The 23,924-nt window shown below is 41.3% G+C and carries 18 protein-coding genes and 1 riboswitch; of the genes, 9 read left to right on the forward strand and 9 right to left on the reverse strand.

The window, feature by feature from the left end; all coding sequences use genetic code 11:
- Positions 1 to 169: 169 nt before the first annotated feature.
- The 4 genes from AACW90_RS19755 to mukF all read right to left on the reverse strand — a co-directional run bounded on the left by AACW90_RS19755 (position 170) and on the right by mukF (position 8,806).
- The gene (locus tag AACW90_RS19755) at positions 170 to 1,939 is read right to left on the reverse strand and encodes a LolA-like protein (protein ID WP_390237976.1); all 1,770 of its coding nucleotides are present in this window, start codon (positions 1,937 to 1,939) and stop codon (positions 170 to 172) included.
- Positions 1,940 to 2,311: 372 nt separating this feature from the next.
- On the reverse strand, positions 2,312 to 6,772 hold the full coding sequence (gene mukB, locus AACW90_RS19760; protein ID WP_390237979.1) for a chromosome partition protein MukB: 4,461 nt from the start codon (positions 6,770 to 6,772) through the stop codon (positions 2,312 to 2,314).
- Positions 6,769 to 7,488, reverse strand: coding sequence for a chromosome partition protein MukE (gene mukE, locus AACW90_RS19765; RefSeq protein WP_390237981.1), 720 nt, complete (start codon positions 7,486 to 7,488; stop codon positions 6,769 to 6,771). Before mukE ends, mukB begins: the two co-directional genes overlap by 4 nt.
- Positions 7,469 to 8,806, reverse strand: coding sequence for a chromosome partition protein MukF (mukF, locus tag AACW90_RS19770; protein WP_390237983.1), 1,338 nt, complete (start codon positions 8,804 to 8,806; stop codon positions 7,469 to 7,471). Before mukF ends, mukE begins: the two co-directional genes overlap by 20 nt.
- Positions 8,807 to 9,166: 360 nt before the next feature.
- Here mukF and elyC point away from each other — a divergent pair, with 360 nt between their 5' ends.
- Entirely contained in the window at positions 9,167 to 9,967 is an 801-nt protein-coding gene (gene elyC / locus AACW90_RS19775; RefSeq protein WP_390237985.1) for an envelope biogenesis factor ElyC, read from the forward strand.
- Between the two features lie 53 nt (positions 9,968 to 10,020).
- On the opposite strand, the gene torR is transcribed toward elyC, so the two are convergent.
- The gene (torR, locus tag AACW90_RS19780) at positions 10,021 to 10,734 is read right to left on the reverse strand and encodes a two-component system response regulator TorR (protein ID WP_195702957.1); all 714 of its coding nucleotides are present in this window, start codon (positions 10,732 to 10,734) and stop codon (positions 10,021 to 10,023) included.
- Positions 10,735 to 10,967: 233 nt separating this feature from the next.
- Between torR and torD the strand changes: the two genes are divergently transcribed.
- The 5 genes from torD to AACW90_RS19805 all read left to right on the forward strand — a co-directional run bounded on the left by torD (position 10,968) and on the right by AACW90_RS19805 (position 14,951).
- Positions 10,968 to 11,615, forward strand: a complete 648-nt coding sequence (torD, locus tag AACW90_RS19785) for a molecular chaperone TorD (RefSeq protein ID WP_390237988.1) — start codon at positions 10,968 to 10,970, stop codon at positions 11,613 to 11,615.
- Positions 11,616 to 11,863: 248 nt separating this feature from the next.
- Complete coding sequence (locus tag AACW90_RS19790) at positions 11,864 to 12,883, forward strand: substrate-binding domain-containing protein (RefSeq protein WP_390237990.1); 1,020 nt, start codon at positions 11,864 to 11,866, stop codon at positions 12,881 to 12,883.
- A gap of 138 nt (positions 12,884 to 13,021) precedes the next feature.
- Positions 13,022 to 13,124: riboswitch (cyclic di-GMP riboswitch) on the forward strand.
- Between the two features lie 117 nt (positions 13,125 to 13,241).
- Positions 13,242 to 13,832, forward strand: a complete 591-nt coding sequence (locus AACW90_RS19795; RefSeq protein WP_390237992.1) for a TfoX/Sxy family DNA transformation protein — start codon at positions 13,242 to 13,244, stop codon at positions 13,830 to 13,832.
- 135 nt (positions 13,833 to 13,967) lie between these two features.
- Positions 13,968 to 14,645, forward strand: a complete 678-nt coding sequence (locus AACW90_RS19800) for a TVP38/TMEM64 family protein (protein WP_390237995.1) — start codon at positions 13,968 to 13,970, stop codon at positions 14,643 to 14,645.
- A 3-nt stretch (positions 14,646 to 14,648) separates the two neighbouring features.
- Positions 14,649 to 14,951: a putative signal transducing protein gene (locus AACW90_RS19805; protein ID WP_390237998.1), complete on the forward strand. Its 303-nt coding sequence runs from the start codon at positions 14,649 to 14,651 to the stop codon at positions 14,949 to 14,951.
- Between the two features lie 17 nt (positions 14,952 to 14,968).
- Here the strand turns inward: AACW90_RS19805 and AACW90_RS19810 are convergent, their stop codons facing one another.
- The 3 genes from AACW90_RS19810 to topA all read right to left on the reverse strand — a co-directional run bounded on the left by AACW90_RS19810 (position 14,969) and on the right by topA (position 20,293).
- Positions 14,969 to 15,766, reverse strand: coding sequence for an alpha/beta fold hydrolase (locus AACW90_RS19810; protein ID WP_390238001.1), 798 nt, complete (start codon positions 15,764 to 15,766; stop codon positions 14,969 to 14,971).
- A 172-nt stretch (positions 15,767 to 15,938) separates the two neighbouring features.
- Positions 15,939 to 17,387 (reverse strand): glycogen synthase GlgA, encoded by a 1,449-nt coding sequence (gene glgA / locus AACW90_RS19815; RefSeq protein WP_390238004.1) that lies wholly within the window; start codon positions 17,385 to 17,387, stop codon positions 15,939 to 15,941.
- A gap of 278 nt (positions 17,388 to 17,665) precedes the next feature.
- Positions 17,666 to 20,293, reverse strand: coding sequence for a type I DNA topoisomerase (gene topA / locus AACW90_RS19820; RefSeq protein WP_390238007.1), 2,628 nt, complete (start codon positions 20,291 to 20,293; stop codon positions 17,666 to 17,668).
- A gap of 369 nt (positions 20,294 to 20,662) precedes the next feature.
- Here topA and AACW90_RS19825 point away from each other — a divergent pair, with 369 nt between their 5' ends.
- Positions 20,663 to 20,908 (forward strand): DUF2498 family protein, encoded by a 246-nt coding sequence (locus tag AACW90_RS19825; protein ID WP_390238010.1) that lies wholly within the window; start codon positions 20,663 to 20,665, stop codon positions 20,906 to 20,908.
- Between the two features lie 121 nt (positions 20,909 to 21,029).
- On the opposite strand, the gene aroA is transcribed toward AACW90_RS19825, so the two are convergent.
- On the reverse strand, positions 21,030 to 22,316 hold the full coding sequence (aroA, locus tag AACW90_RS19830; protein ID WP_390238013.1) for a 3-phosphoshikimate 1-carboxyvinyltransferase: 1,287 nt from the start codon (positions 22,314 to 22,316) through the stop codon (positions 21,030 to 21,032).
- A 149-nt stretch (positions 22,317 to 22,465) separates the two neighbouring features.
- Here aroA and aat point away from each other — a divergent pair, with 149 nt between their 5' ends.
- On the forward strand, positions 22,466 to 23,188 hold the full coding sequence (gene aat / locus AACW90_RS19835) for a leucyl/phenylalanyl-tRNA--protein transferase (RefSeq protein WP_390238016.1): 723 nt from the start codon (positions 22,466 to 22,468) through the stop codon (positions 23,186 to 23,188).
- 13 nt (positions 23,189 to 23,201) lie between these two features.
- Positions 23,202 to 23,900 (forward strand): arginyltransferase, encoded by a 699-nt coding sequence (locus AACW90_RS19840; protein WP_390238018.1) that lies wholly within the window; start codon positions 23,202 to 23,204, stop codon positions 23,898 to 23,900.
- Positions 23,901 to 23,924 lie beyond the last annotated feature (24 nt).

The following is a 23,924-nucleotide window of genomic DNA, read 5'->3' on the forward strand; positions in this document are numbered from 1 at the left end:
CTTCGTCATTCCCGTGAAAACGGGAATCTTAGATCCCCATTTTCATGGGGATGACGTTGGTTTTCGTGAAAATAGGCCCATTTTAATCGAGATGACAGGTTTAGATAACGTTAACCGAACGGCATTGAACCCTATGATTGCGGTTGGCTTTTAAATTGCTTTGTTATGTTTAGTCTGGTTTTGCACAAACGATGAGTGAGCCTTTGTCTGTGTAGTTACTCGCATTGGGTTTGTAACTTGATTTGCTTAATATCGCAACTGGAGTGCCCTTCTCTGGAGAGATTCCAACCATTGAGCTGTAAGGCAAATATTTATACTGAAAACGTAGTAATGCTCCACTTTTATAAGCGTCAAGCATTCCCAATACGAGCCCTTTACTCTCACAATATAGTTTCGCTTCCTCCGGTAAATACAACCGTTCCTCATCAACGTATTTTCCTTCTTCTGTTTTCTGAACTTCTCTTTCGATAAACACTACACGTTTACCATCTTCATCTTCAACCCCAAGGTAAGATAAGTCGATTTTCAAATTTCCATGAAGTTTATCATCATCACCTGCCAACATTAGTAATTCATATTTTGATTCCAGAGGTCGACTAGCATTTATGTACAAACCAATTGGCATTTCAAGGTTATTAATTTCATTAAAATGTGTAGTTTTAATATGCATATTATCCTCTGAAATTGTAATCAATCGGTTATCATATTGGTTATCAAAACCAACGGGTGTTATCGACCCATCTTGATTTACATATCCTATTTCATTAATGACCATCTTATTTCCGCTAATAAATAAGAAATTATTGAGCGTTTGTTCTTTATCTTTGTCTTTATGAAACCAGCGAATATCAATTTGTACAGTACCATTAGGTAAAAATTGAGCACTATGTTTTGTCACCAACGACGTAGCAAGTAATTCTGGGTCTTCAAAAAAAGAGTAGTCGGCCTTTCTAATGTAGGCTTCTGATATATCTGGCCAACCGTAGGTCATTCCACCACCATGATTAAAACCATGATTATGATGTTTCTCATGCAAATAAATATCATTGGGCGTAATCTGCCCTTTTTTATATAGCACTTTATCAACAACACTTAACCAACCATTCCCTACCGTCGCCATCCCATAAACTAGTCCATCTACATAGCGAGCTTCATAATGAGAGTTAGGCTTATGATTTAGTAAACTGAACAGTTTTTCTGTCGCTGAATCACTATCCGAATAGCGTAGCATTGGCGTTGAATGATCAAACCCACAATCGTAACTCTTGTTTGGAATTCTATTCTCTTTCGTTGATAAGGTTGGTAATAACCCAGATCGCTTCAGTAAGTAAGTAGTAGCTTGATTTACATAAGGAAAATAGTTATTGATCACCCGGTAACCAACTATCTCTTTAGTAAAGCTTTCTATCTGAGCTGCGGTTGCATCTAATGTTGTATCGTCATTCGTATTGGTATTAAATGAATTGATTTTCACTCTAAAAAAGGGGGTTTCTTCATAAATTAATATTGTTGTGTCACTAATAGATACAGGGCTTTTTACGGTGATAGTAGAGAATGCTTCAACCGTATGTTCAATGGTATAGAACAAATCCCCTATTTGTACAACTGGATGGACAAGAGTTCGAGGGGTGTTGTTAGATAGCAGAAACTGAAAATTGCTTTCATAAGAAACCGATACATCATCTAAGTCCATGCCATCTCTTAGCTCTCGCGCTATCAATCCAGTTCTTAGAATAGATTCTGAAGCTATCAGGTACGAAATACTCGGGTCGAGAACAGTCAGATCATCACTGTCATCTTCCGTTTCATCTAAACCTGTGTCCACTTCACCCGGGATATCATCATCAACGATAACTTCACCCGCGATGCCATCACCGTCTTTACACCCTCCTAATATAATAATAATACTGAACAAAAAACATTTAATTCCGCAACTCATAATAAGGCTCCACCAATAAATACTAAACAGGGTTAATACGTATGCAGACTGGAGCCGAAAGAATGATTAATACAATCATAAACAGTAGATTACAATATAATTGTCATATTATTGACATTCAGACAATTTTATAAATAAATACCACGTAAAAACTTCACCCTACAATAGAGTTGATTCTAATTAGTTTGAGACATTACAACATAGCAAACCTATACGAATATTTATTAACTAATGCCTAATGTTATTTAATGGTTTAAGGCGTTGTAAGTGAGTAGCTATACTTATACCTACTCACTTTTATTTATTGAATGGCAAAAAGAACGAATATCATTATTTTATATTCGTTCTTTTTTTACAATTTATTTGTATGAACTAATTTTCTAATAAATCTCCCTGCAATCCTTGATTGCGATTTTGCTTCTTACTGAACCCTTTCAGTCCTACAACATGCACATGTTCGTGGTCTTTGAATATCTTTCGAACGAGTTTATAAGTTGTCCCTTGCTCAGGACTGATATTTTCCGGTGCTGCAATAAGTAACTGCATATCTAAGCGATCACATAATTCGAATAATGTATTGATCGATTTGCTGTCTAATCGAGCGGCTTCATCTAAGAAGAGTAAACGGCATGGTACGATATCTTTGCTACGCAACCGACGAGACTCTTCTTCCCAGCTTTGAACCACCATCAACAATATTGACTGACCAGTTCCGATTGCTTCACCAGTAGAAAGCGCGCCTGATTCGGCTTGTAACCAACCATCTGTTCCTCGATTCACTTCCACGCTTAATTCAAGGTAGTTGCGATAATCGAGTAGCTCTTCTCCCAATATTTGAGGAGAGCGCTGCCCCATATCGATATGCGGGTTCACACGATGAAACAACTTAGCCATCGCTTCTGAAAAGGTAAAACGAGAGGTTTCAAAAAGGTCCCTGTGCGTATCCTGTTGATGAGCCAATCCTTTTAAAAGTGTCTCGTGACTTTCACGAATGTTCACGTTCAAGCGAACACCTTTCACCTGACCAAAATTAATATTCGATAAACCTTGGTTTAGCAGTCGAATACGGTTTTGTTCTCGTTGGATTGTTTTCTTGATTATCGATGCTGCAGAATCGGAGCTGATCGCTAAACGATTTTCACGCAACGTCAGTTCCTCACTCAACCTTGCTAACTCGACTTCCATCTCTTCTATCGCTTCGACCGGGTCATCAGTGCGAATAATATCTTGTCGGATACGCTGTTTGAGGTGCTGATAAACAGCAATGTAAAACAGCACTTTGCGTTCAGGATACGTATTTTCTTCGGAAGCTCGTAATGTGTCACGAAGCTCTTCATTATCAGCAACCGCTAAACGAAGTGCTCCTAAAGACTTATCGGACATGGAACGCAGCTCCCTAGCACTTAAATAGGCGAGTTCACGGCGATAGAGGCGTCTTTCTACGTCATGTTGCTTCGCAAGGCGTAGCACCTCGCACCAACCTGATTTCGCCAATACCGCAATATTTCGAATCTCTTTATATTCTTTTTCTGAACGCTTTAGCGTTTGTGTTACTGATTTCATTTCCAGTTCAGTCGCGGTAATAGTACGCGAATACTCACTCCTGCGGTTTCGGCTAGAATGCAGTTGATCGAACAGCGATTCTTTGCGGGTACGAGCACGATCTTCTGAACCTTCAGAAGTGCTAACTCCGAACTCTTGCAACTCGTCTTTAAATTCTTGTACGGTCTCAGATTTGGCTTGGTAAGCACTTTTGAGTGATACTAATATTTGATTTGTCTGATTAAATTCATGATTTACCAGCTTTAACGACGCCCTATAATTTACTCGAAACGATTCAGCTTCAAGCAGTTTCTGTTTTAGCTGTTCACTTAGCTCACTGCTTTTGTCTAACATTGAGACAGAATCTTTGTAAGCGAAATAAGCGCGACGCTCTTTTAGATCAGCTAGAGCAAATTGATTACGTTTCAATGCCCGTAAGCTTTGATCAACCTGCTTGTATTCCAATTCAATTAAGACAGATTGTTCGGGGTCATTCGCCAATGCCGGAAGATACCCTTCAAGCACGTTGATTCCGGCTTTATGTCGGCTAATAAATTCTTTACTTTCAGCCACGTTATCCAGTTGTCGCGCTACGTCTGAACGTCTTTCCTCTATGGTTGAATCCTCAGCTAGATAACCGATAACAGGCAAGATTTTATCCAGTAAACTTATCGCTTGTTTACTTAGGAGTAATAGAGACTGCTGTTGCTTAGTCGCTGACTCTATGCCGCTTAACTCACGTTGAGTCTCTGCTAACGTCGCCCTGACCTTTTGCATCTCTTTTTCAGGGTCCGTGTCAAACGCATCTTGAATATGAATCGATACAAACTGGCTAAATCTTTGGTACAAACGTAGTATTTTTTGCGAATCAAACGCCGCTATAGAATGCAACTCAAGAACGTCGTCTCGCTCTTTTCGCAAGGTATCTAACCTTTGCTCGCGTGCCGCTCGGCCAAATAGAGGTATTTGTGGGAAACGAGAATACCGCAATTGCCTTTCATTGTATTGGACGCAAACAGCCCCTTCCAATTCACTTGCATCGAATGTGCTGTCATCAAACGCGTCAACGTTGCCCTCTATAACATAAATGTCTTCTGGGCAATCTGTCATTTGATTCAGTTTTTCTTTCACGCCACTCAGATCTGAAACAACAATAGCATGACGGGCAGGGCCATACATGGCACTAAAATACGGTGCATCCTCCAGAGTAATGTCGTCATATATTTCTGATAGCAGGACACCGCCCAATGTTACCGAGACGTCTTTTAAGCGTGTGTCGTTTGCTCCCCCCGATGAGGCAAGTTGTTCTATTTGCTGATTGAGCTGATCCCGACGTATTGCTAATCGCTCTTTCTCTTGGTTAGTCTGCTTTTCTGTTTCCAATACTTTATGCATGTGGGACATAACCGCTTGGCGGCTATTCAACGGTTCATCGGTCTGTGTAACCAGTTGTTCAAGCGCCTCGTTTGCCTCTATCCATGCGGGTGCGCGAGCTTCGAGTTGCTTTATGGCCAACTGAAAGCTCTGTACCTGTTGAGTAAGCTGGATTCGTTGGTCTCGGCCAGACTCTATTGAGCGCTCTATCTGCTCAATCAATGCTTGATGATGCAGGTACTCTTGACTCACATCACTCTCGTCATTGAGATCAAACTGAAATGCGTTCCTATATCTCTCCGCAAGATCTAATGCCTGCTGCTGTTGATAAAGTTCGCGCTCGATCTCCTTAAATTGTGACTGCCACTGCGGCTCATTTGCCAGTAATAACTCCCCACCTTTTAGTGTCGTTATCGCTTGTTTTGCGTACTTTAAGACGTCCGCTCTTTCTGCATCAACATAGATACTTTGAACCAAACCTAAACCTGCTTCAAACTGTTCAGCCGCCGCCGCCGAAATATCAAGTTTATGCTTAAGCGCCAACAAAGTTTGAGTTTGCTCTTTTTCTTGCTGCTTAAGCTTCGCGGATAGAGGTGCAATACTTTCAAGACAAAGCGTGGGGTCTTCAACGACCATGCGCGCTTGTTGCAAAGATTCTACTGCTTGTTGATATTGCAACGCGCGTGTTTGTTGCACATCGAGTGCTTGTTGGTAGTCTGCCAGCTGCATCTGCAAACTATCAACTTCTTGCTCTGCCAGTACCGCTTGTTCTTCGTGATGTAAAACGCATTCTTGCGACTCTTCCACCACCATCATCTGCTCTTCTAACCGCTCATTTAACGCGGCTAGGTCATCGATGTAGCGTTCAATTTTCTCTTTCTGTCTCAATGCATTCTGAACTAATTGAAGATGATCGGATGCGGCTTGGTGGTCTAATTCAAGATCGAGCTCTTGCTCCATTAGGCGTTCTAACTCTTCCTGAATAGAACTAAGCAGTTGATTCTGCTCTACTAGCTGACGCCTTGAGGTGAACAGTTCACTGCGCAATGATAGCGCTTTATCGAGTCGACTTTTTCGATCGTTCGTATGACGCATGTAGTCAGAGGCAACATAATTGGTTGATTCAGTAATTAGATGCTTAAATAGGTCTCGGTCAATCTGCGTCGCTTTAATCGCATCAAGCGTGATTCGATTTTCACGCAGTGCTGATTCCATATCTTGAAACGCTTTTTTAACTCCACCATTTTGAGGCAATAAATAATCCCTTAACGAACGCGTGATCGCACTAGAGATCCCACCGTAAAGTGAAGCCTCAATCAGACGGTAGAATTTTGAACGGTCACTGCTGTTTCTCAATTTTTTCGGCAACACGCCAAACTCAAACATCTGCGAATGATAATCGGCGACTGAATTGAACCCTTTAAACAGGACCCCTTCAATCTCACCAATTACTTGTTTAAGTTCGTTGATAGTTCTGACGCGAGCACTATTGTTAGATAAGGCTTCAATCAACACGTCAGTCGGCTTCATTTGGCTTGGCAGCCCTTGAATCACAAACGGTTTAATATCGACTTTTTTATCTCGGCCGGCGACTTGCTGCAACCTAACACCAAATAGGACGCGCTGTTTTCTTGAATTAATGACATCCAACGCTGCATAGCAAACACCAGGCTGTAGCTTACCGAATAACCCTTTGTCTCTTGATGCTTGCGAGCTACCTGCCTCTGTGGTATTTCTGAAATGCAACAAGGTTTGATCCGGTATAAGTGCGGTAATAAATGCCGCCATTGCCGTTGATTTTCCTGCGCCGTTACCACCAGAAAGTGTTGTAACCAAATCATCGATATCAAAAGTACGAGCAAAAAACCCATTCCAGTTAATCATGGTGAGTGATTGATATTTACCTCTTTCAATCATGCTTCGTCCTCTATTTCTTCGCCGTGTTCATGGTTATCATTCTGTCGTTGGATTCCTGAGGGTTCGTTATCAAGTTGTTGGGCTGTCACTGCCTCTCCATTACGTATCAGTCTCAATTGAGCTTCTTTTAATTCGTCCCCTAAACGAGCATCTGCTCCAAAACGGAACACCGCTTCACTGATGCGAAATTTTCCGTCCTCTCCTATCGCGATAACCATACCAAGTCGCTTTAAACGTCTTAACGAAGTTCTCACTTTCTCAAATAACTTCTCTTTATCAAGATCCGATCCCGTAGAACGATGGGTAACGATGCGCATTAATTTTTGCTCGTCCGCTAACACGAGTAACTCTTCATACAATTCTTGATTAGTGAAAATGCCTTCATGGGCCAAACGTTCAGGGCTAAGGTAAAGAAAACAAAGCACCTTCCCCACAAGCATATCGAGTTCTGACAGGACACTGCGACAGATCAACGCCGTTGAGCGGGGTCGCAAATAGAAAAACCCTTCTGGTGCCTTAACCAGTTCGGTATTATATCTTTGATAAAACAACGTCAATTCCGTTTCAAAGTCAGAAAGTAATGCGTGATTGTCCATATCATCGGTTGAAATGTGTCTGCCTGCTCTTAGCATGCTGTCTAAAGCCGGAAACAGTGGGTTGGCTATCGCTTTTACCAGTTTGTCTGGCATATATTCGTCAGTATTTATTGATGACATTTGCTTGTACCTTTGCGCCAAAATCGTTAATAGATTGCCAATCTGGCTGAATAGCCTGATAGTCAGATTCAGAATATCCAAGCCTAACGGCTTGATCGATCACAATTCGAGCGAGATCAAAATGATGAGCTTGCGGGTGTTGTGCGAGATAATTTTTCAGCACCGAGCCAAGCTCTATCGCCTTACCTTGCTCTTTATGTAATGCCAACATCGACGCTACCTGCGTAGATAACTCGTCGTTCACTTGTTGCAGCTCTTCGTATTCAACTTCCATGGGAAGATGACCAGTGACCTCATCGTCCCGTAAAACCATTGCTTCATCTCGAAGGTCGGTCAATTTTTCTGCATCAGCATAAGTGAGATACCAAGGAGCATCAAAGTACTCGTTAACTGATTGGCGAAGCCTTTGACTGAATGCTCGGTTTTTATCCATGTCTATCGCCGTGCGAATAAACTTGTGCACATGCCTGTCGTACCCGATCCAGAGGTCTATCGCCTGTTGCCCCCAACTAACAATTCGGTCTAGTTTGACCTGCAGACTAAACAAAATTTGGTCCACAAAATCTAACGCTTCTTCACCGCGTATTTGCTCTTGAATATCAAGAATTCTAGTTTGCAGCTCATCGCCTACTGTTTGTAACGTATCTTGCAGCTCTCGCAGTGTATTAGAGGTAGCAGATAGTAGAGATTCACAATTACTGATGGCTTCCTGCCAATCTTTGTTTAGTAGCTCAGCGATTTGCTGTTTAACTTCTTGTTGTTGATCATCCATTACCCGTTGATTTAGATCTATCTGATCGAATATTTCGCCAACCGAGTATTTCAGTACCCCATACACTTTCTTGTGCCAGTAAGCGATATCGCCACCTTCAAGGGCGGCCGCCATTGCTTTCTCCATCTCATCGGAGACCATCGCTAACTGAATAGAGAGCTTTAGCTCTGAAAACTGACGATGCCTAAGGTAATAATCTGTAATACCAATGGCTAAAGACGAGAGCCTATAGATACTTGACCCATCGGTGCTTTCACTGGTAAAACGGCTGATTAGCTTTTGATTCACTAATTCATTTATCGCGTTGTTTGCCCTGAAACTGGTCGCGTCACCGGTACTTTCAAATTGCTGAGTGACAATCTTGAACGCATCATGCAGCTCTCCTTCACCCAACTCATCATCAAATTTTGTATCCCCTAAAACGGCTATTGAGATTAGAAAAGCCAACCGTTCGCTAGAGAGATTCAATGAGAAGTCATGTTTTTTCACCCAACTAACCAATTCTTCTATCGGCTGCTGTGAAAGCGCTTGAGTTATTTCACTCATCATTGTTCCTATTAATTGTTACGCTTAAATATATAGGCAAACTATTTCACCTTCTCCGATCTATATTGAACCAGAGAATAAATTAACGAATAGTCTCCAAGTAAGCCGTTTTTGACAATGTCTTGCTTCCCTAAGTTGCACATCTCTGAAGAGATATCACACAAAGAGAATCGATGGCGTAGCCCCGCTATTCGTTGAAATATTTGCGCTAGACCATCATTTTCACACTCAATACTTTCCATTTTTATGATTGGAACATCATTTTTTAAATGAGCCCGCTATTCTGTCATAGGAATAATAAGAATAAAGGGGTATGCTGCGTTTTTACTTCTAAGTGATGGTTTTTCGGACTAATTAAGTATGTTTGAGCTGAAAAAGATAGTTTCTTCTCTAGCAATGCCCTTACCCGCTCTATTATTTATCGGGTTCATCGGTTTGTTATTTATTATGTTTACCCAGAGACACAAGTTTGGCGTGCTATTTGTGTTTTTCTCGTTAACTGGCATTTTTCTCGTTTCTTTCCAACCTGTTTCTACTCGTCTATTGATGCCAATGGAAAGAGAGATTACCGTTTTTTTACCGGTGGATGAAAACATCGATTATGTAATGGTATTAGGTGCTGGCCATGTTGTAGATGATCAAATTCCACCGACTTCAGAACTCAATCGGACCGCGTTAATGCGATTAACTGAAGGGATTCGAATTATCCGAATGTATCCAGGGTCAAAATTAATCCTGTCTGGTTACGCAGGAGGTACCGAATTCAGCCATGCAAAAATGATGGCAAGAGTCGCGTTAGCACTTGGTGTCGCAAAACCTGATATTATTCTTCTCGAAACCGCAAAAGATACGTGGGAAGAGGCAAGGCAAGCCGCCGCTTTCGTAAATCAAAGCAAACTTGTCTTGGTCACCTCTGCGAGCCATATGAAAAGAGCGCTTATGGAGTTTAATTCTGCGGGTCTGAATCCAACGCCTGCACCAACTAACTATTTGGCGCAATCGAATATCGAACAATATTGGCAAAAATACACCCCCCAATCCGCCTATTTAGAGCAAACCGAACGCTATTGGCATGAACAATTAGGCCTTTGGTGGACATACGTTCGAGATACGCTTCTCACTGCGGAAGAAACGGAATTGAAGGTTACCCAACCAGAATAAAAAAAGGCCGAGGAATATCCTCGGCCTTTTTTACTCTAATCATTCCGTTTATTTTATTCGCCGGCAAACATGTAACCCTCTCCATGTACCGTTACGAATATTTGAGGATTCTTAGGATCATATTCCATCTTCGAACGTAAACGTCTTATTAACACATCAATCGTTCTGTCATTAGGTGCATCGACTCGATGACTAATTAGGCTCAGTATTCTCTCGCGGCTCAGCACCTTATTGGTATGCGTCGTTAACGCAACCAATAATTCATATTCAGCTTTGGTTAGCTTCACCGGTTCGCCATCTTTGCATAAGGCTCTGCGTTGAATATCAAATACCCAATCACCAAAATAAACCGTATTTCCAGAGATATCTACAAGCTCTTTATCTTCTGGGATTTGATTTACCAGAGAGATTCGCCAGAGAAGGTTTTTAACCCGAACAAGAAGCTCTCGCAATTCAAACGGCTTGGTCACATAGTCATCCGCTCCCATTTCGAGCCCTACAATTTTATCAATGCTATCGGTTCGACCAGTCACCAGAATGATACCGATAGTAGACTGGCTACGCAGCTCTCTCGTTAACATCAATCCATCTTCGCCCGGAAGGTTGACATCCAACATGATGAGATCAATCTCTTTTTCAGCGAGTATCCCACGCATTTGCTGACCATCTTCTGCTTCACTAACTTGATAACCTTCTTTTTGAAAGTAACCGACAAGTTTACTTCTAGTGACAACATCATCTTCTACAACTAATACATGACTGCTCATAATCGCCGCTTATATCTTGTTTGATTGATAGCATCTTATTCATATCTATTAACAATTCTAGCAATAGTTTTAAAAAACGCGCAAAATTTGTCACTTTATTGATTAAAGGCAACTTATTGACTTTGGGTTAATTTCCTTACATTTCCTGTCATATTTATTCATATTTTGGATTAGTTCTATTCACATTTTTTGCTTACACTAATAGAGACCTCATTAGTTTAGGAAATATCGTGATGGAAGAGACAAAAGCATTTAACGAAAAACGAGCTGAAATATATTGGTGGCTCTCAAGCCTGTTTGCGCGTGAACTAACACCAGAAGAAATTGAAACATATCAATCTCATGAAATCCGTTCTTTTTTAACCGGACTGGGAGAGAACGAAAACTTAAAAGAACCTGTAAACAAATTCATCGACGCTCTCAACCGCTTACAAGATAGAGAAGATGCTCATTTAGAGCTGGCCGCTGATTATTGTGAACTATTCTTAACCACTGATTCTGCTGGTGCACTTCCCTATGCATCGATGTACATTGGTAAAGCAAAATTGCTCAACGATAAACCCGCTAGAGAGATGGAAGCATTGATGCAAAGCAAAGGTATTGATGTGAAGGAAAGCTTTAACGAGCCCGCTGATCACGTTGCCATTGAACTCGATTTTTTGGGTAATATGATCATTCGTTCCAACGAACTAGAAAAACTCCAGCACATAAACGATGCTTTGGTCGAACAAAAAGATTTTATTGAAACTTATCTGATGAGCTGGATCCCTCAGTTCAGCGAAAAGTGTGTCAAGTTAGATGACTTTGGTTTCTATAGCAGCATTACTGAACTGCTAGTTAACTTCTGTCAACTAGATTGCGTCTACTTGACTGGCGAGTAAGCCTTGGTAAATGTAGATACTAAGTATTAAATCTGAGTACTAGATCTTAATACTAAATTTCTATCATTGTTTACTGAGCTATTTGCCTATAAAATTGTTCTCATACTTACGAGTAAAGATTACTGACAGCCGCTATGTTTAATAGCGGCTTTTGTGTTTTCTCGACATTAGCTGACGAAATCGCTTTCAATGTCTGTATGATATAATACGCACTAAAAACTCAGCCTTCGCAGAATAGGACAACCATAATGGCAACGATTAAAGATGTCGCCCGCATAGCCGGTGTATCCACAACCACTGTGTCTCACGTTATTAACAAAACTCGCTTTGTTGCAGAAACGACTCAACAAAGGGTTAACGAAGCGGTAAAAGAGTTGAACTATGCCCCCAGTGCCGTTGCTCGTAGCCTAAAATGCAATACCACAAAAACTATCGGTATGCTTGTTACTCAATCCACCAACCCATTTCTTGCAGAAGTGATTAACGGTGTCGAGAGCTATTGTTATCGCCAAGGCTATACTCTCGTGCTTTGTAATACTGGAGGTATCTACGAAAAACAACGCGATTATATCCGCATGCTTGCTGAAAAGCGCGTTGACGGTATTTTTGTGATGTGTTCTGACCTAACTCATGAACTCCAGCAGATGCTCGACTCTCATGCTGACATTCCAAAAGTATTCATGGATTGGGGACAAGGTGAATCGTTATCAGAGCAATCAAAAGACAAGATAATCGATAACTCCGAGGAAGGGGGTTACTTGGCGACGAAGTTTCTTATTGATAACGGTCATACTGATATCGTTTGTTTGAGTGGCCATTTAGATAAAACACTGTGTATTGAGCGACTCGACGGGTATAAAAGAGCGTTGGCAGAAAACAACATTACGTTTAATGAAGCTAACGTGTTTGAAGGTAACTTTGAATGTGATACTGCCGTCGAAACAGCAGATAAAATTTTGGCTATGGATAAAAAACCAACCGCTATTTTTTGCTTTAACGACACTATGGCCCTCGGCATGATGAGTAGACTTCAGCAAAATGGGATACGTATACCTGAAGATATCTCTATTATCGGTTACGATAACATTGATTTAGCAGAATATTTTTCACCTCCATTAACGACAATCCACCAACCGAAGCGACGCGTCGGTAAAACCGCATTCGAGATTTTATTGAGTAGAATTAAAGACAAAGAACATGAAAGGCGTATTTTTGAAATGCATCCGGAGCTAATGGTTCGTGAAAGCGTAAAAAACATCAAAAATTAATGTTTAATTTTAAACACTTAGCATAAACTGACTAAGTATTGACTACAAATGCATAATTACACTGAATAATTGAGACTAATATCACACTAGAAAATTCTATTGGTGATCTTTGTTCAAACTTTACCTATATTAATAGAGTCACGATCAGGGCAAACCAATTGAAAAGTTGGGACGCAAAGCTTCCGGCCTCACGTTAATTTTGCCAATTTGGCAGAATTGAAAAGGTAGCGGGGTTACCGAAGACCGGTTAACAAATTAGTCATGAGTTCTAACTTTCCTCTGACATCTCAAGTAAAATATTTGTTAATTTCTCGGTTCTGAATTGGTTGATGCAATTTTTAACCTGAGATTTATAAAAATGGACAAACCAGTACTTAAAAACTCATTAAAACTGTTTGAATTATTTGGCAAGATAAAATCTCGCTCGATGTTCGGCGGATTTGGCATCTTTGTTGATGACGTCATGTTTGCTCTCGTCGTTAATGATTCACTTCATATTCGCTGTTGCGAATCTCTTGAGAAACAGTTTAAGCAAGCAAACTACCAACCTTATGTATACAAAAAACGTGGATTCCCTGTTGTTACCAAGTATTTTGCTCTCCCAAATTCACACTGGGATAATAGCGATCAGATACTCAAAATAGCAGAGCTTGCTTTAAAAGCCGCTCATAAAGAGAAAGAATCGAACGCGGAAGAAAAACCCACTCGCCTAAAAGACCTGCCTAACCTTCGTTTAGGTACAGAGCGCATGTTAAAAAAGGCGGGGATTAATTCGGTTACCGCATTGAGAACAATGGGCTCTGTACAAGCTTTCAAAGCTATTCAGGCATCTCAAGAAGACCAACTTAATATCGAATTACTGTGGGCACTTGAAGGCGCTTTAAATGGCGAACATTGGTCTGTTATTTCTCAAGCACGCAGAAGCGAACTCATCGATTCACTTCGATAAATCGTCGTCATTTTTACAATTTCTATAATTAAAAAACCGCTAAGCGACGCTTAGCGGTTTTTTAACGCCTATATGAAAGTTTTTCCTAACTTAGCCTGTCATAATAAGTAATATCATTTTATTGGAATTATCTAAATGAACAAAAAACTCATTATTGGCTTAGTTTTGGTTGCTACAATTATTATACTTGCTACTCAGTTTGGTCAGTATTTCACTTTAGAAAACGCCAAACAACAGCAAGCACTACTTGCTGAATACATTGAGAACAACTTTGCGACAGCGGCTCTAATCTACTTCTTAACTTATGTTGCGGTAACGGCTTTTTCTATCCCTGGGGCGGCCGTGGTTACCTTGTTAGGCGCGGCATTGTTTGGTTTTGTTACCAGCATATTCCTTGTATCATTTGCGAGCACTATAGGGGCAACGTTAGCTTTTTTGAGCAGCCGGTATCTGCTTAGAGACTGGGTACAAACTAAATTTGGTACAAAACTTGAAACCTTGAATCAAGGCATTGAAAAAGATGGGGCATTTTATCTGTTTTCACTAAGACTGATCCCTGTGTTTCCCTTCTTTCTTATCAACTTGTTGATGGGGCTAACACCTATATCAACCGTAAGGTTTTACCTAGTAAGCCAACTTGGTATGCTACCGGGAACCTTGGTTTACTTAAACGCAGGTACCCAATTAGCCAATATTGATAGCCTGTCTGGTATCGTATCTCCTAGTGTATTGGCTTCGTTTGTTCTGTTAGGCCTTTTTCCAGTGATTACAAAATGGATTATGGCCAAGCTACGTCCAAACAACCCGGCTTAACCTATGAAAGTGTTTTGCGCATCCAACCCTACTGAAGCTCATATTGTCTGTGGGCTTTTACAACAGCACTCTATTCGTGCAGAAGTGCGCGGAGAAGGTATCTTCGGTCTCAAAGGCGAACTTCCGCTAACGGAAGATACGGATCCATATGTGTGGTTGCTACAAACGAATAAAGTTGAAGCCGTAAAGCGGTTAATCTTAGATTATCAGCACCAGCAAGAAAATCTGGTGGATTGGACTTGTATTGGATGTGGTGAAGTAAACGAAGGCCAATTTGGACTTTGTTGGAATTGCAGTCATAAGTAACAAACGTGAGTAGGCAGTTACTTTATTTGTTGGTGAATAAAGTCTATCGATTTGGCGTTAAATTCATCTGGTTTTTCTACGTTACACACGTGACCACAATCTAATATTTCATGTAGCGTACTTTCACTGTGCCTAGCGACCATCTCTTTTACTGGAGTGATAAACATATAGTCTTTATCGCGCATTAAATAAAGTGTTGGAATGACCAGATCTTTATCTCTGAAATAACGCATCATTGGGTTCACCTCGGAGGTGAGCCTAACCCAGCGTTTAAACTCTTTTTGGCAGAGTTTTTTGGCTTCGCGTACGAATATATGACGAGATTCTTTCTGACTTCTCTGCGGCATGACGATATAGGCAAACAGGCCATATAGCCACATATACGGAACAATGTGTTTACTTATGTCGCCAAGCTTTACCAGTATTTGGGAGCGAATATTCAAACGAGTTACCGCGCCACCTAACACCATTGACCTCACTCTATCAGAGGCCAACTCTGCAATATTTCGAACAATGATAGTACCCAACGACATACCAACAAAGTGAGCGGATTGTATCTTAAGATGATCTAATACTGTCAAAATATCGAGCGTGACATCTTTAAATGTATACTGATTGGTGATGAAACCTTTCAATAAATTATTGGATCGACCGTGTCCTCTTAAATCGACAAGCAACAAATTGAAATGCGCTTTATATGCCTTGATCTGCTTAAACCAGATAGAAGAGCTGCCGCCAGCACCATGTACAAAAACAACCCACTCTGAACTGGTGGGGTGTGTATAGGTCTTATGGAATAAAAGTGCTTCTGACATAGGGCGTAACTTATAGTCCGTCTAATTTATGGAAACTTTAACAAGCTATTCAGCTTATCACATCTGCTAAATATAAGATTAGCGGTTATTTGCATGAAATTGTATAAATTTATTTAATTTGCTACTAAAGTTGAATATCTGTTCACCGAATTCACCCTACTTCGTATTATCCTCAAAACGCGGAAGAATACATCTCGAGGTACTCTTTAGCTGAGTTTCGCCAATTGAAGTCGCTCTTCATACCTCTAATCTGCACCTGCTTCATCTGTTTAGGAGACTGGAGATAGAAGATCAATGCGCGTTGCATTGTCACCAACAATGCCTGTGCATCTGGTTGCACAAATACAAACCCCGTCGCACCCTCTGGGTTTTCATCACAATCAATGACCGTATCTTTCAATCCACCAACTTCACGTACAATAGGTAATGTACCGTAAGCCATGCTATAAATCTGGTTCAAACCGCATGCCTCAAATTCAGACGGCATAAGAAAAAAATCTGACCCAGCCTCAATCAAATGAGCCAGCCGTTCACTGTATTGTTGAAGAAATACAAATTTATCTGGGTACTTGTCTGATATCCCTCTTAATTGAGCGGCGATGTTGGTATCGCCTGTCCCCATAAATACAAGTTGAACATCGTTACGCAAGAAACGCTCTAAGATAGGAAGAAGATAATCAAACCCTTTTTGATGCGATAGACGACACACCATACCAAACATAGCTACGTTTCTATGTTTAAGGCCGTTTTCAAGTTGCAAACACTCTTTTGCTGCAGCCTTACCTTTTTTTAAACTTGCTAGGCTGGAGCCATATTGGAGTGGAATATATCGGTCTTCACTTGGGTTCCATGTATCATAATCGCAACCATTGAGTATACCAATCAAGTCTTGTGACCGCTGATTAAAGTCCATATATAGTCCATGAGAACCTAGTGGCGTTAACAACTCCTTGGCGTAATTCGGACTCACTGCGTTAATCTTGTCTGCAAATGCTAGGCCCGCCCGAAGTAGCCCCACATGGTTATGGTTGTACCTAATGTGTTCCATGCCATCAAATTTAAGCTCGGGAATAATGTTGAGTTCGTTGTAGGAGTAGACCCCTTGAAATAGCGCATTATGTACGGTTAGTACACTGCGCACATTATCAAAGTAACGATCATGTCTGTATCGAGTCTTGATCAAAAGTGGCACCAAACCGGTATGCCAATCATTGCAATGTATGATGTTGGGTTGAATTCCTAACTTGGGTAAGCAGTCCAAAGAAGCAGAAGAGAAAAAAGCAAATCTCTCAGCATTATCGCTATAGGCTTGATTATTTTCAGCATAGAGCTGCGATCTATCAAAATAGTGCGGGCAATCAATGGCGTAAACTGGGACTCCATCAAGGTCCATTTTTTTTACCTTATAGGCAATCCGTGGCCAACATTCTAATTCTGTCGATAATACAACCTCCGCGCTAGCATAATCAGACAGGAGGCTGTAACAAGGAATAACTATAGCTACATCATGTCCAAGCGTTTTGAGGGCCTTGGGCAACGCTTTTGCCACATCAGCTAAACCACCACTCTTGACCAGGCCTTCAGCTTCAGAGACGACATACCAAATGTTTAATTGTTCCATTCTAAAACCACTTCAGATAAATAATTACGATACCATTGATTTATTCGCGCGCGTGAAAAGCATATTTCTACGCGTTAGATATACTACAACCCTGAATTGAAGTCTCGTTTAAATCCAATTTTGGCTTGATAATAGGGCGATCGGTTCGACAATCTAAGATGGAGAAACACGAACTAGTATTGATGACAAACTTACCTCGCTTAGTATCAGATATTCGCTATTTTGTCGGCAATAAAAAAGGCGCCCTTTCGGCCGCCTCTTAGTATCAAATAGACAGTTTATGCTTTCGGCTTTTTCCGCTTATCTGTGATTTCCCATTTACCGTCAATGTATAAACCAGTCCATCCAGAAGGTTTACCATCCACTTCGGTACGAACATAGTTTTCTTTCGCCTTACGGCTGAATCGAACAACAGTCGGGCGTCCGTCTGGGTCAGCAACAGGTGCGGTGGTTAGGTACTGGAATTTTGGCGAAATTCTATCTTTATAAAGAACCAATTCCTCTACCAATGGCGCACGAGTTTCACGAGATTTAGGGAAGTTACTTGCTGCCATAAATAGGCCAGAAGCGCCATCACGCAATACAAAGTAAGCATCTGAGTTTTCACACGGTAATTCTGGCAGATGTACTGGGTCTTCTTTAGGGGGCGCGACATCACCATTCCTAAGAATCTTACGAGTATTCTTACACTCCTCGCTAGTACAACCCATATACTTACCAAAGCGACCATTTTTGAGGACCATATCAGAGCTACATTTATCACACTCAACAATAGGGCCGTCATAGCCTTTCAGCTTAAACTCGCCTTTTTCGATTACATAGCCTTCGCAGTTCGGATTATTACCACAAACATGAAGCTTACGCGTATCATCGATCAAATAAGCGTCCATTGCCGTTTCGCAAATAGGACAACGTTTCTTCGCCCTCAAAGCCGCCGTTTCAACGTCTTCTTCCAAGACATTAATAATGCCTTCTTCATCCCCCAAGTTAATCGTTGTCTTACAACGTTCTTTTGGTGGCAGTGCATAACCAGAACAACCGAGGAACACGCCTGTTGACGCAGTACGAATTCCCATAGTACGGCTACAGGTCGGACATTCAATATCTGTCTCTACGATGTGGTTGGGCTTCATACCCCCATCATCTTCATCCAGTTCCGCTTTCTTAAGGTGGCTTGAAAAATCACTAAAGAAGTTATCTAATACGCCTTTCCAATTCGTCTCACCTTCAGCAACTTGGTCAAGTTTCTGTTCCATACGAGCGGTAAAGTCGTAGTTCATAAGGTCATCAAAACTGCCATCAAGACGGTCAGTCACAATCTCTCCCATCTTCTCAGCGTAGAAACGACGCTGAGCCACTTTCACATAACCACGATCTTGAATCGTAGATATAATCGACGCATAAGTAGATGGGCGGCCTATACCACGCTTTTCTAACTCTTTAACCAACGCCGCTTCAGTGAATCGCGCAGGCGGTTTAGTAAAGTGCTGTTTAGGTTCTAGGTCTTTCAGATCCAGTTTATCCCCGACTTGAACTGCCGGTAATATTTGATCTTCATTTTTCCCCATTGGTCTTTGAACGCGAGTCCAACCATCAAACTTAAGGATACGACCTTTCGCTTTTAGGGTGAATTCAGCAGCCTTAACACTTACGGTAGTAGAATCGTATTTCGCTGGTGTCATCTGGCAAGAAACAAACTGATTCCAGATAAGTGAGTAAAGCTTAACCGCATCTGCTTCCATACCTTGCAGATCATCCGCCTTAACTTCTACGCTTGATGGTCGAATAGCTTCGTGTGCTTCTTGCGCGCCCGCTTTACTTCCATAACGAATGGCGGCGTCTGGCAGATATTTATCACCAAATTCAGACGAGATATAGCCACGAAGTGTCTCTACCGCCTCCGCGCTTAGATTTGTAGAGTCCGTACGCATATAGGTGATATAGCCCGCTTCATAAAGTCGCTGAGCTAACATCATGGTCTTCTTAACTCCATACCCCATACGGGTACTCGCGGCTTGTTGCAGCGTTGAAGTAATATAAGGTGCCGATGGTTTGCTTTGAGTGGGTCTATCTTCACGTTTACACACTTCATAACTTGCGTTATCAAGGGTAGCAACGGCAGACATCGCTTCCGCTTCAGCATTTGGCCTAAAATTTGAACCGCTTCTTTGTGCAACCATCAAACGAAAATCGGTTTTATCCACCGTTTTGGTATTCGCGTGGATATCCCAAAACTCTTCAGGGATAAACGCATTGATTTCACGTTCACGTTCTACCAATAACTTAACCGCAACGGATTGTACACGACCAGCAGAAAGCCCTCTCGCCACTTTTTTCCAAAGTAGCGGAGAAACCATAAAGCCAACGACGCGGTCCATAAAGCGACGTGCTTGCTGTGCGTTAACGCCATCCATGCTTAACTCGCCAGGCGTTTCAAAAGCTTGTTGGATTGCATTTTTAGTAATTTCGTTAAAAACAACTCGTTTATATCGCTTTTCATCGCCACCGATGATCTCACGAAGGTGCCATGCGATAGCTTCCCCTTCGCGGTCTAAATCGGTTGCGAGATAGACGGTATCTGCGTCTTTCGCTAATTTCTGTAATTCGGCTACCACTTTTTCTTTACCAGGTAGCACTTGATAGTTGGCTTCCCAGTCATTAAATGGGTCAATGCCCATTTTTTTAATTAGTGATTTACGCTCTTTCTCATTCTTAATACGAGCTTTATCTTCCGGGCTCATACCCTTCGTCGAAATCGCCGCCGCTTTTTGGCCACTACTCTGGCCTGCCGTAGGAAGGTCTCTTACATGACCGACACTCGACTTAACAATAAAGTCTTTACCAAGGTATTTGTTGATGGTTTTTGCCTTGGCAGGTGACTCCACTATAACAAGTGATTTACCCATAATAGACTCTGACATCCTCAATCATTGCGATGGCTATAATTCGATTGATAGCGTTAATATTCACTATCAAAACCTATACCAAAATTTAAGTTTCTATTTTTACTATTGAGCGAGAGCGCCAGAAGATCAACAAATATTTTTCATTTTAATTCTATCTGGTCGACTTATAGACAATAATTCGACGCTCCAAACTAGACGACGCACATAGTAATCAGCTACAAATTTATTTCCCTTATAAAACGAAGGATTTATGTCGCAGCTCACAGTTTCTTTATGGTTTAACTAAGATTAAAGGTAATTTAAGCATTGATTTTGATCTTTGAATGCATAAAATGTCAAAAAATCAATTTTTACCTAGGCAAAATAATTATGAGCGATAAAAAAATTGTTTCCGAATTTGATCTTCTATTGATTGCAAACCAAATAATCCAAGATAGTGATGGTTATATAGAGGGAATGCACGCAGATTCTGTAATAGAAAAGGATGAAGTTTTAGTCTTTAAAGGACAATATTTCCTAGACGAAAACGGCTTACCAACCGCGGATACTACTGCTGTTTTCAACATGTTCAAATATCTCGCGATTAACTTATCTAAAGAATTTACGCTTCAATAACCTATGTATCTGAGAGGTAATATCCACCGTTTTGGCGTATACGCCTCGCATTATTATCTTTAAATGGTATGAGATTCCCGCTTTAACGGGAATCTCAACAGTTCAGCAACAATACATCCGTCTACTGTGTCCTACTGAGGCCTTCCAGCTTGTCAAAATAGTCCGGAAACGTTTTGGATGTACATGCAGGATCATTAATCGTAACTGGCGTATCACTTAATGCAATGAGAGAAAAACACATTGCCATTCTATGATCATCGTAGGTATCGATTACAGCATGGTTGAGCTTATTGGTCGGCGTGATGGTAATATAATCTTCACCTTCTTCTACTTTCGCACCAACTTTACGTAGTTCTGTCGCCATCGCAGCTAAACGATCGGTCTCTTTAACTCGCCAGTTATAAACATTACGAATAACCGTGGTACCTTTTGCAAATAGAGCGGTAGTCGCGATAGTCATTGCCGCATCCGGAATGTGGTTAAAGTCCATATCTATCGCTTTTAACTCACCAACCCGTGAGATAACATAATCGTCCCCCCACTCTATTTCTGCACCCATTTTCTCTAGCGCATCCGCAAATTTGATATCACCTTGAATGCTATTCTTCCCTATACCTGTAACTTTAATCTCACCACCTTTTATAGCCGCTGCGGCCAAGAAATACGAAGCAGAGGAAGCGTCCCCTTCAACGAGAAACTCGCCGGGTGAGGTGTAATTTTGTCCAGCAGGAATAACAAATTGGGCGTAGTTTTTATTGATAACATCAACACCAAACTGCTTCATTATGTGTAACGTAATATCGATATATGGCTTAGAAACTAGTTCACCATCAATATTTATGGTTACTTCGCCTTCAGCAAGCGGGGCCGACATCAGAAAAGCCGTTAAAAATTGACTTGATATTGAGCCATCAATTGAAACGCTCCCCTCTTTTAATCCGGTTCCTTGGATTTTTAACGGGGGATAGTTTTCATTTTCTAGATACTCAATTTGAGCACCAGCGCTGCGTAATGCATTAACTAAATGCCCTATAGGACGCTCTTTCATCCGAGGTTCGCCAGTTAATACGTAGTCGCCTTCACCTAAGCATAAAGCGGCGGCTAGTGGACGCATAGCGGTTCCTGCATTACCGAGAAAGAGTTCTAATGCGCTGCTGCGTTGAAATGGTCGTCCCAGGCCTTCTACTTCACAAACCGTTTTATCATCTGAAAGTGTATATTGCACACCCAAAAGTGATAATGCATTGAGCATATGTCGGATGTCATCACTATCCAGCAGATTAGTAAGACATGTTGTGCCTTTGGCAAGAGCAGCAAGTAACAACGCTCGGTTTGAGACACTTTTTGAACCAGGAAGGTTTACTTCACCATTTACTTGATGAATAGGTTGTAGCGTAAGGGATTCCATTGAATAGATTGTCGATAAATTCTTCGTGTTAGCAGACTAGCGAAATTTGTTTAGGTTGGCTAGTGAAAATGACGAATCATTCATTTATGATATACAAATGGCCGAAATTGATTAACTCACCTTACTAGTTGGATAATAGACCCCCTTCCATGACCATTTATTTGCCAGAACTAGACTCAGATTTGCTCTTATTCCCTTCACCTGAAGAAGCGTTAAAGGAGCCCAATGGATTGCTTGCTTTAGGAGGAGACTTAAAAGTCGAACGACTAGTTGAGGCCTATAACCATGGCATATTCCCATGGTATAGCCCTAATGAACCTATACTTTGGTGGAGCCCCTCACCTAGAGCCGTTATTGTCCCTAGTGATTTTAAGCCCTCTCGTAGCCTTAAGAAGTTTTATCGTCAATCGGACTACACCATCAGCATCAACGTGAATACGAAGAGAGTCATAGAGTTATGCGGTTCATTAAGGGATGAAACCGAAATGTGGTTGAACCCAGCGATGCAGGTTGCCTATAGTCAACTCGCTTCAACAGGCTACTGCCATTCGGTTGAGGTTTGGCAAGATCGCGAACTAATTGGTGGATTATATGGTATTCAGGTTGGCAAACTGTTTTGCGGCGAGTCAATGTTTAGCACCAAAACAAACGCATCAAAAATTGCATTATGGGCCTTCTGCGAACACTTCCATTCATATGGCGGTGAATTAATCGACTGCCAAGTACTTAACCCACACACTCATTCTTTAGGGGCGATTGAGTTATCTCGTACCGAGTTCTTAGAAAAGCTAGAGCTTTTAAAATCAGAAAGACTCGATAGCGCTTGTTATCAACCACAGTGGCTCAATATTCCACCTTCGAATAAACTGTAAATGGAGAAGTGTAATGCCCGCTGAAGCTCGACAGATTAAGATTGGCTTGTCTAGTCAAAATCACTGCAATTACCTCGAAGACCGGATGGAAAGAGTCGCGGTTGCGATGGATGAAGAACTGCATACTGAAAGCAATTATGAAATGCTTCTGGCAAATGGTTTTAGACGTAGCGGCAATACAATATACACCCCCTATTGTGACAACTGTAATGCTTGTCAGGCAATCAGGATATCCATCCCGGATGTGGCGCTCACTAAAAGCCAAAAAAGGCTGAAAAATAAAGCACAGACGCTGAACTGGCAGATGAAGAATGAGATGGACGAGAATTGGTTCGAGCTATATAGCCGATACATTAGCAAAAGGCACACAAACGGCAGCATGTTCCCTCCTCAAAAAGATGTTTTCGCTCAGTTTTCTCAATGTGATTGGTTAAATACCCAGTATCTACACATTTATGACGGAAAGAATCTGATCGCTATTGCTGTCACCGATGACATGCATCTTAGCGCTAGTGCCTTCTACACTTTCTTCGATCCTGACTACCCGCTATCCCTTGGTACTGTTGGTGTATTGATGCAAATAGAACATTGCATTCAAACCAATAAACAGTGGCTATATTTAGGCTACCAAATAGACGAATGCGCAGCGATGAATTATAAAGTGCGTTTTCATCGCCATCAAAAGCTAGTAAATCAACGATGGCAAGGGTAGAATACTGCCCAACTTTACTATATA

Source organism: Vibrio frigidus, assembly GCF_042465995.1.
Lineage (GTDB): Bacteria > Pseudomonadota > Gammaproteobacteria > Enterobacterales > Vibrionaceae > Vibrio.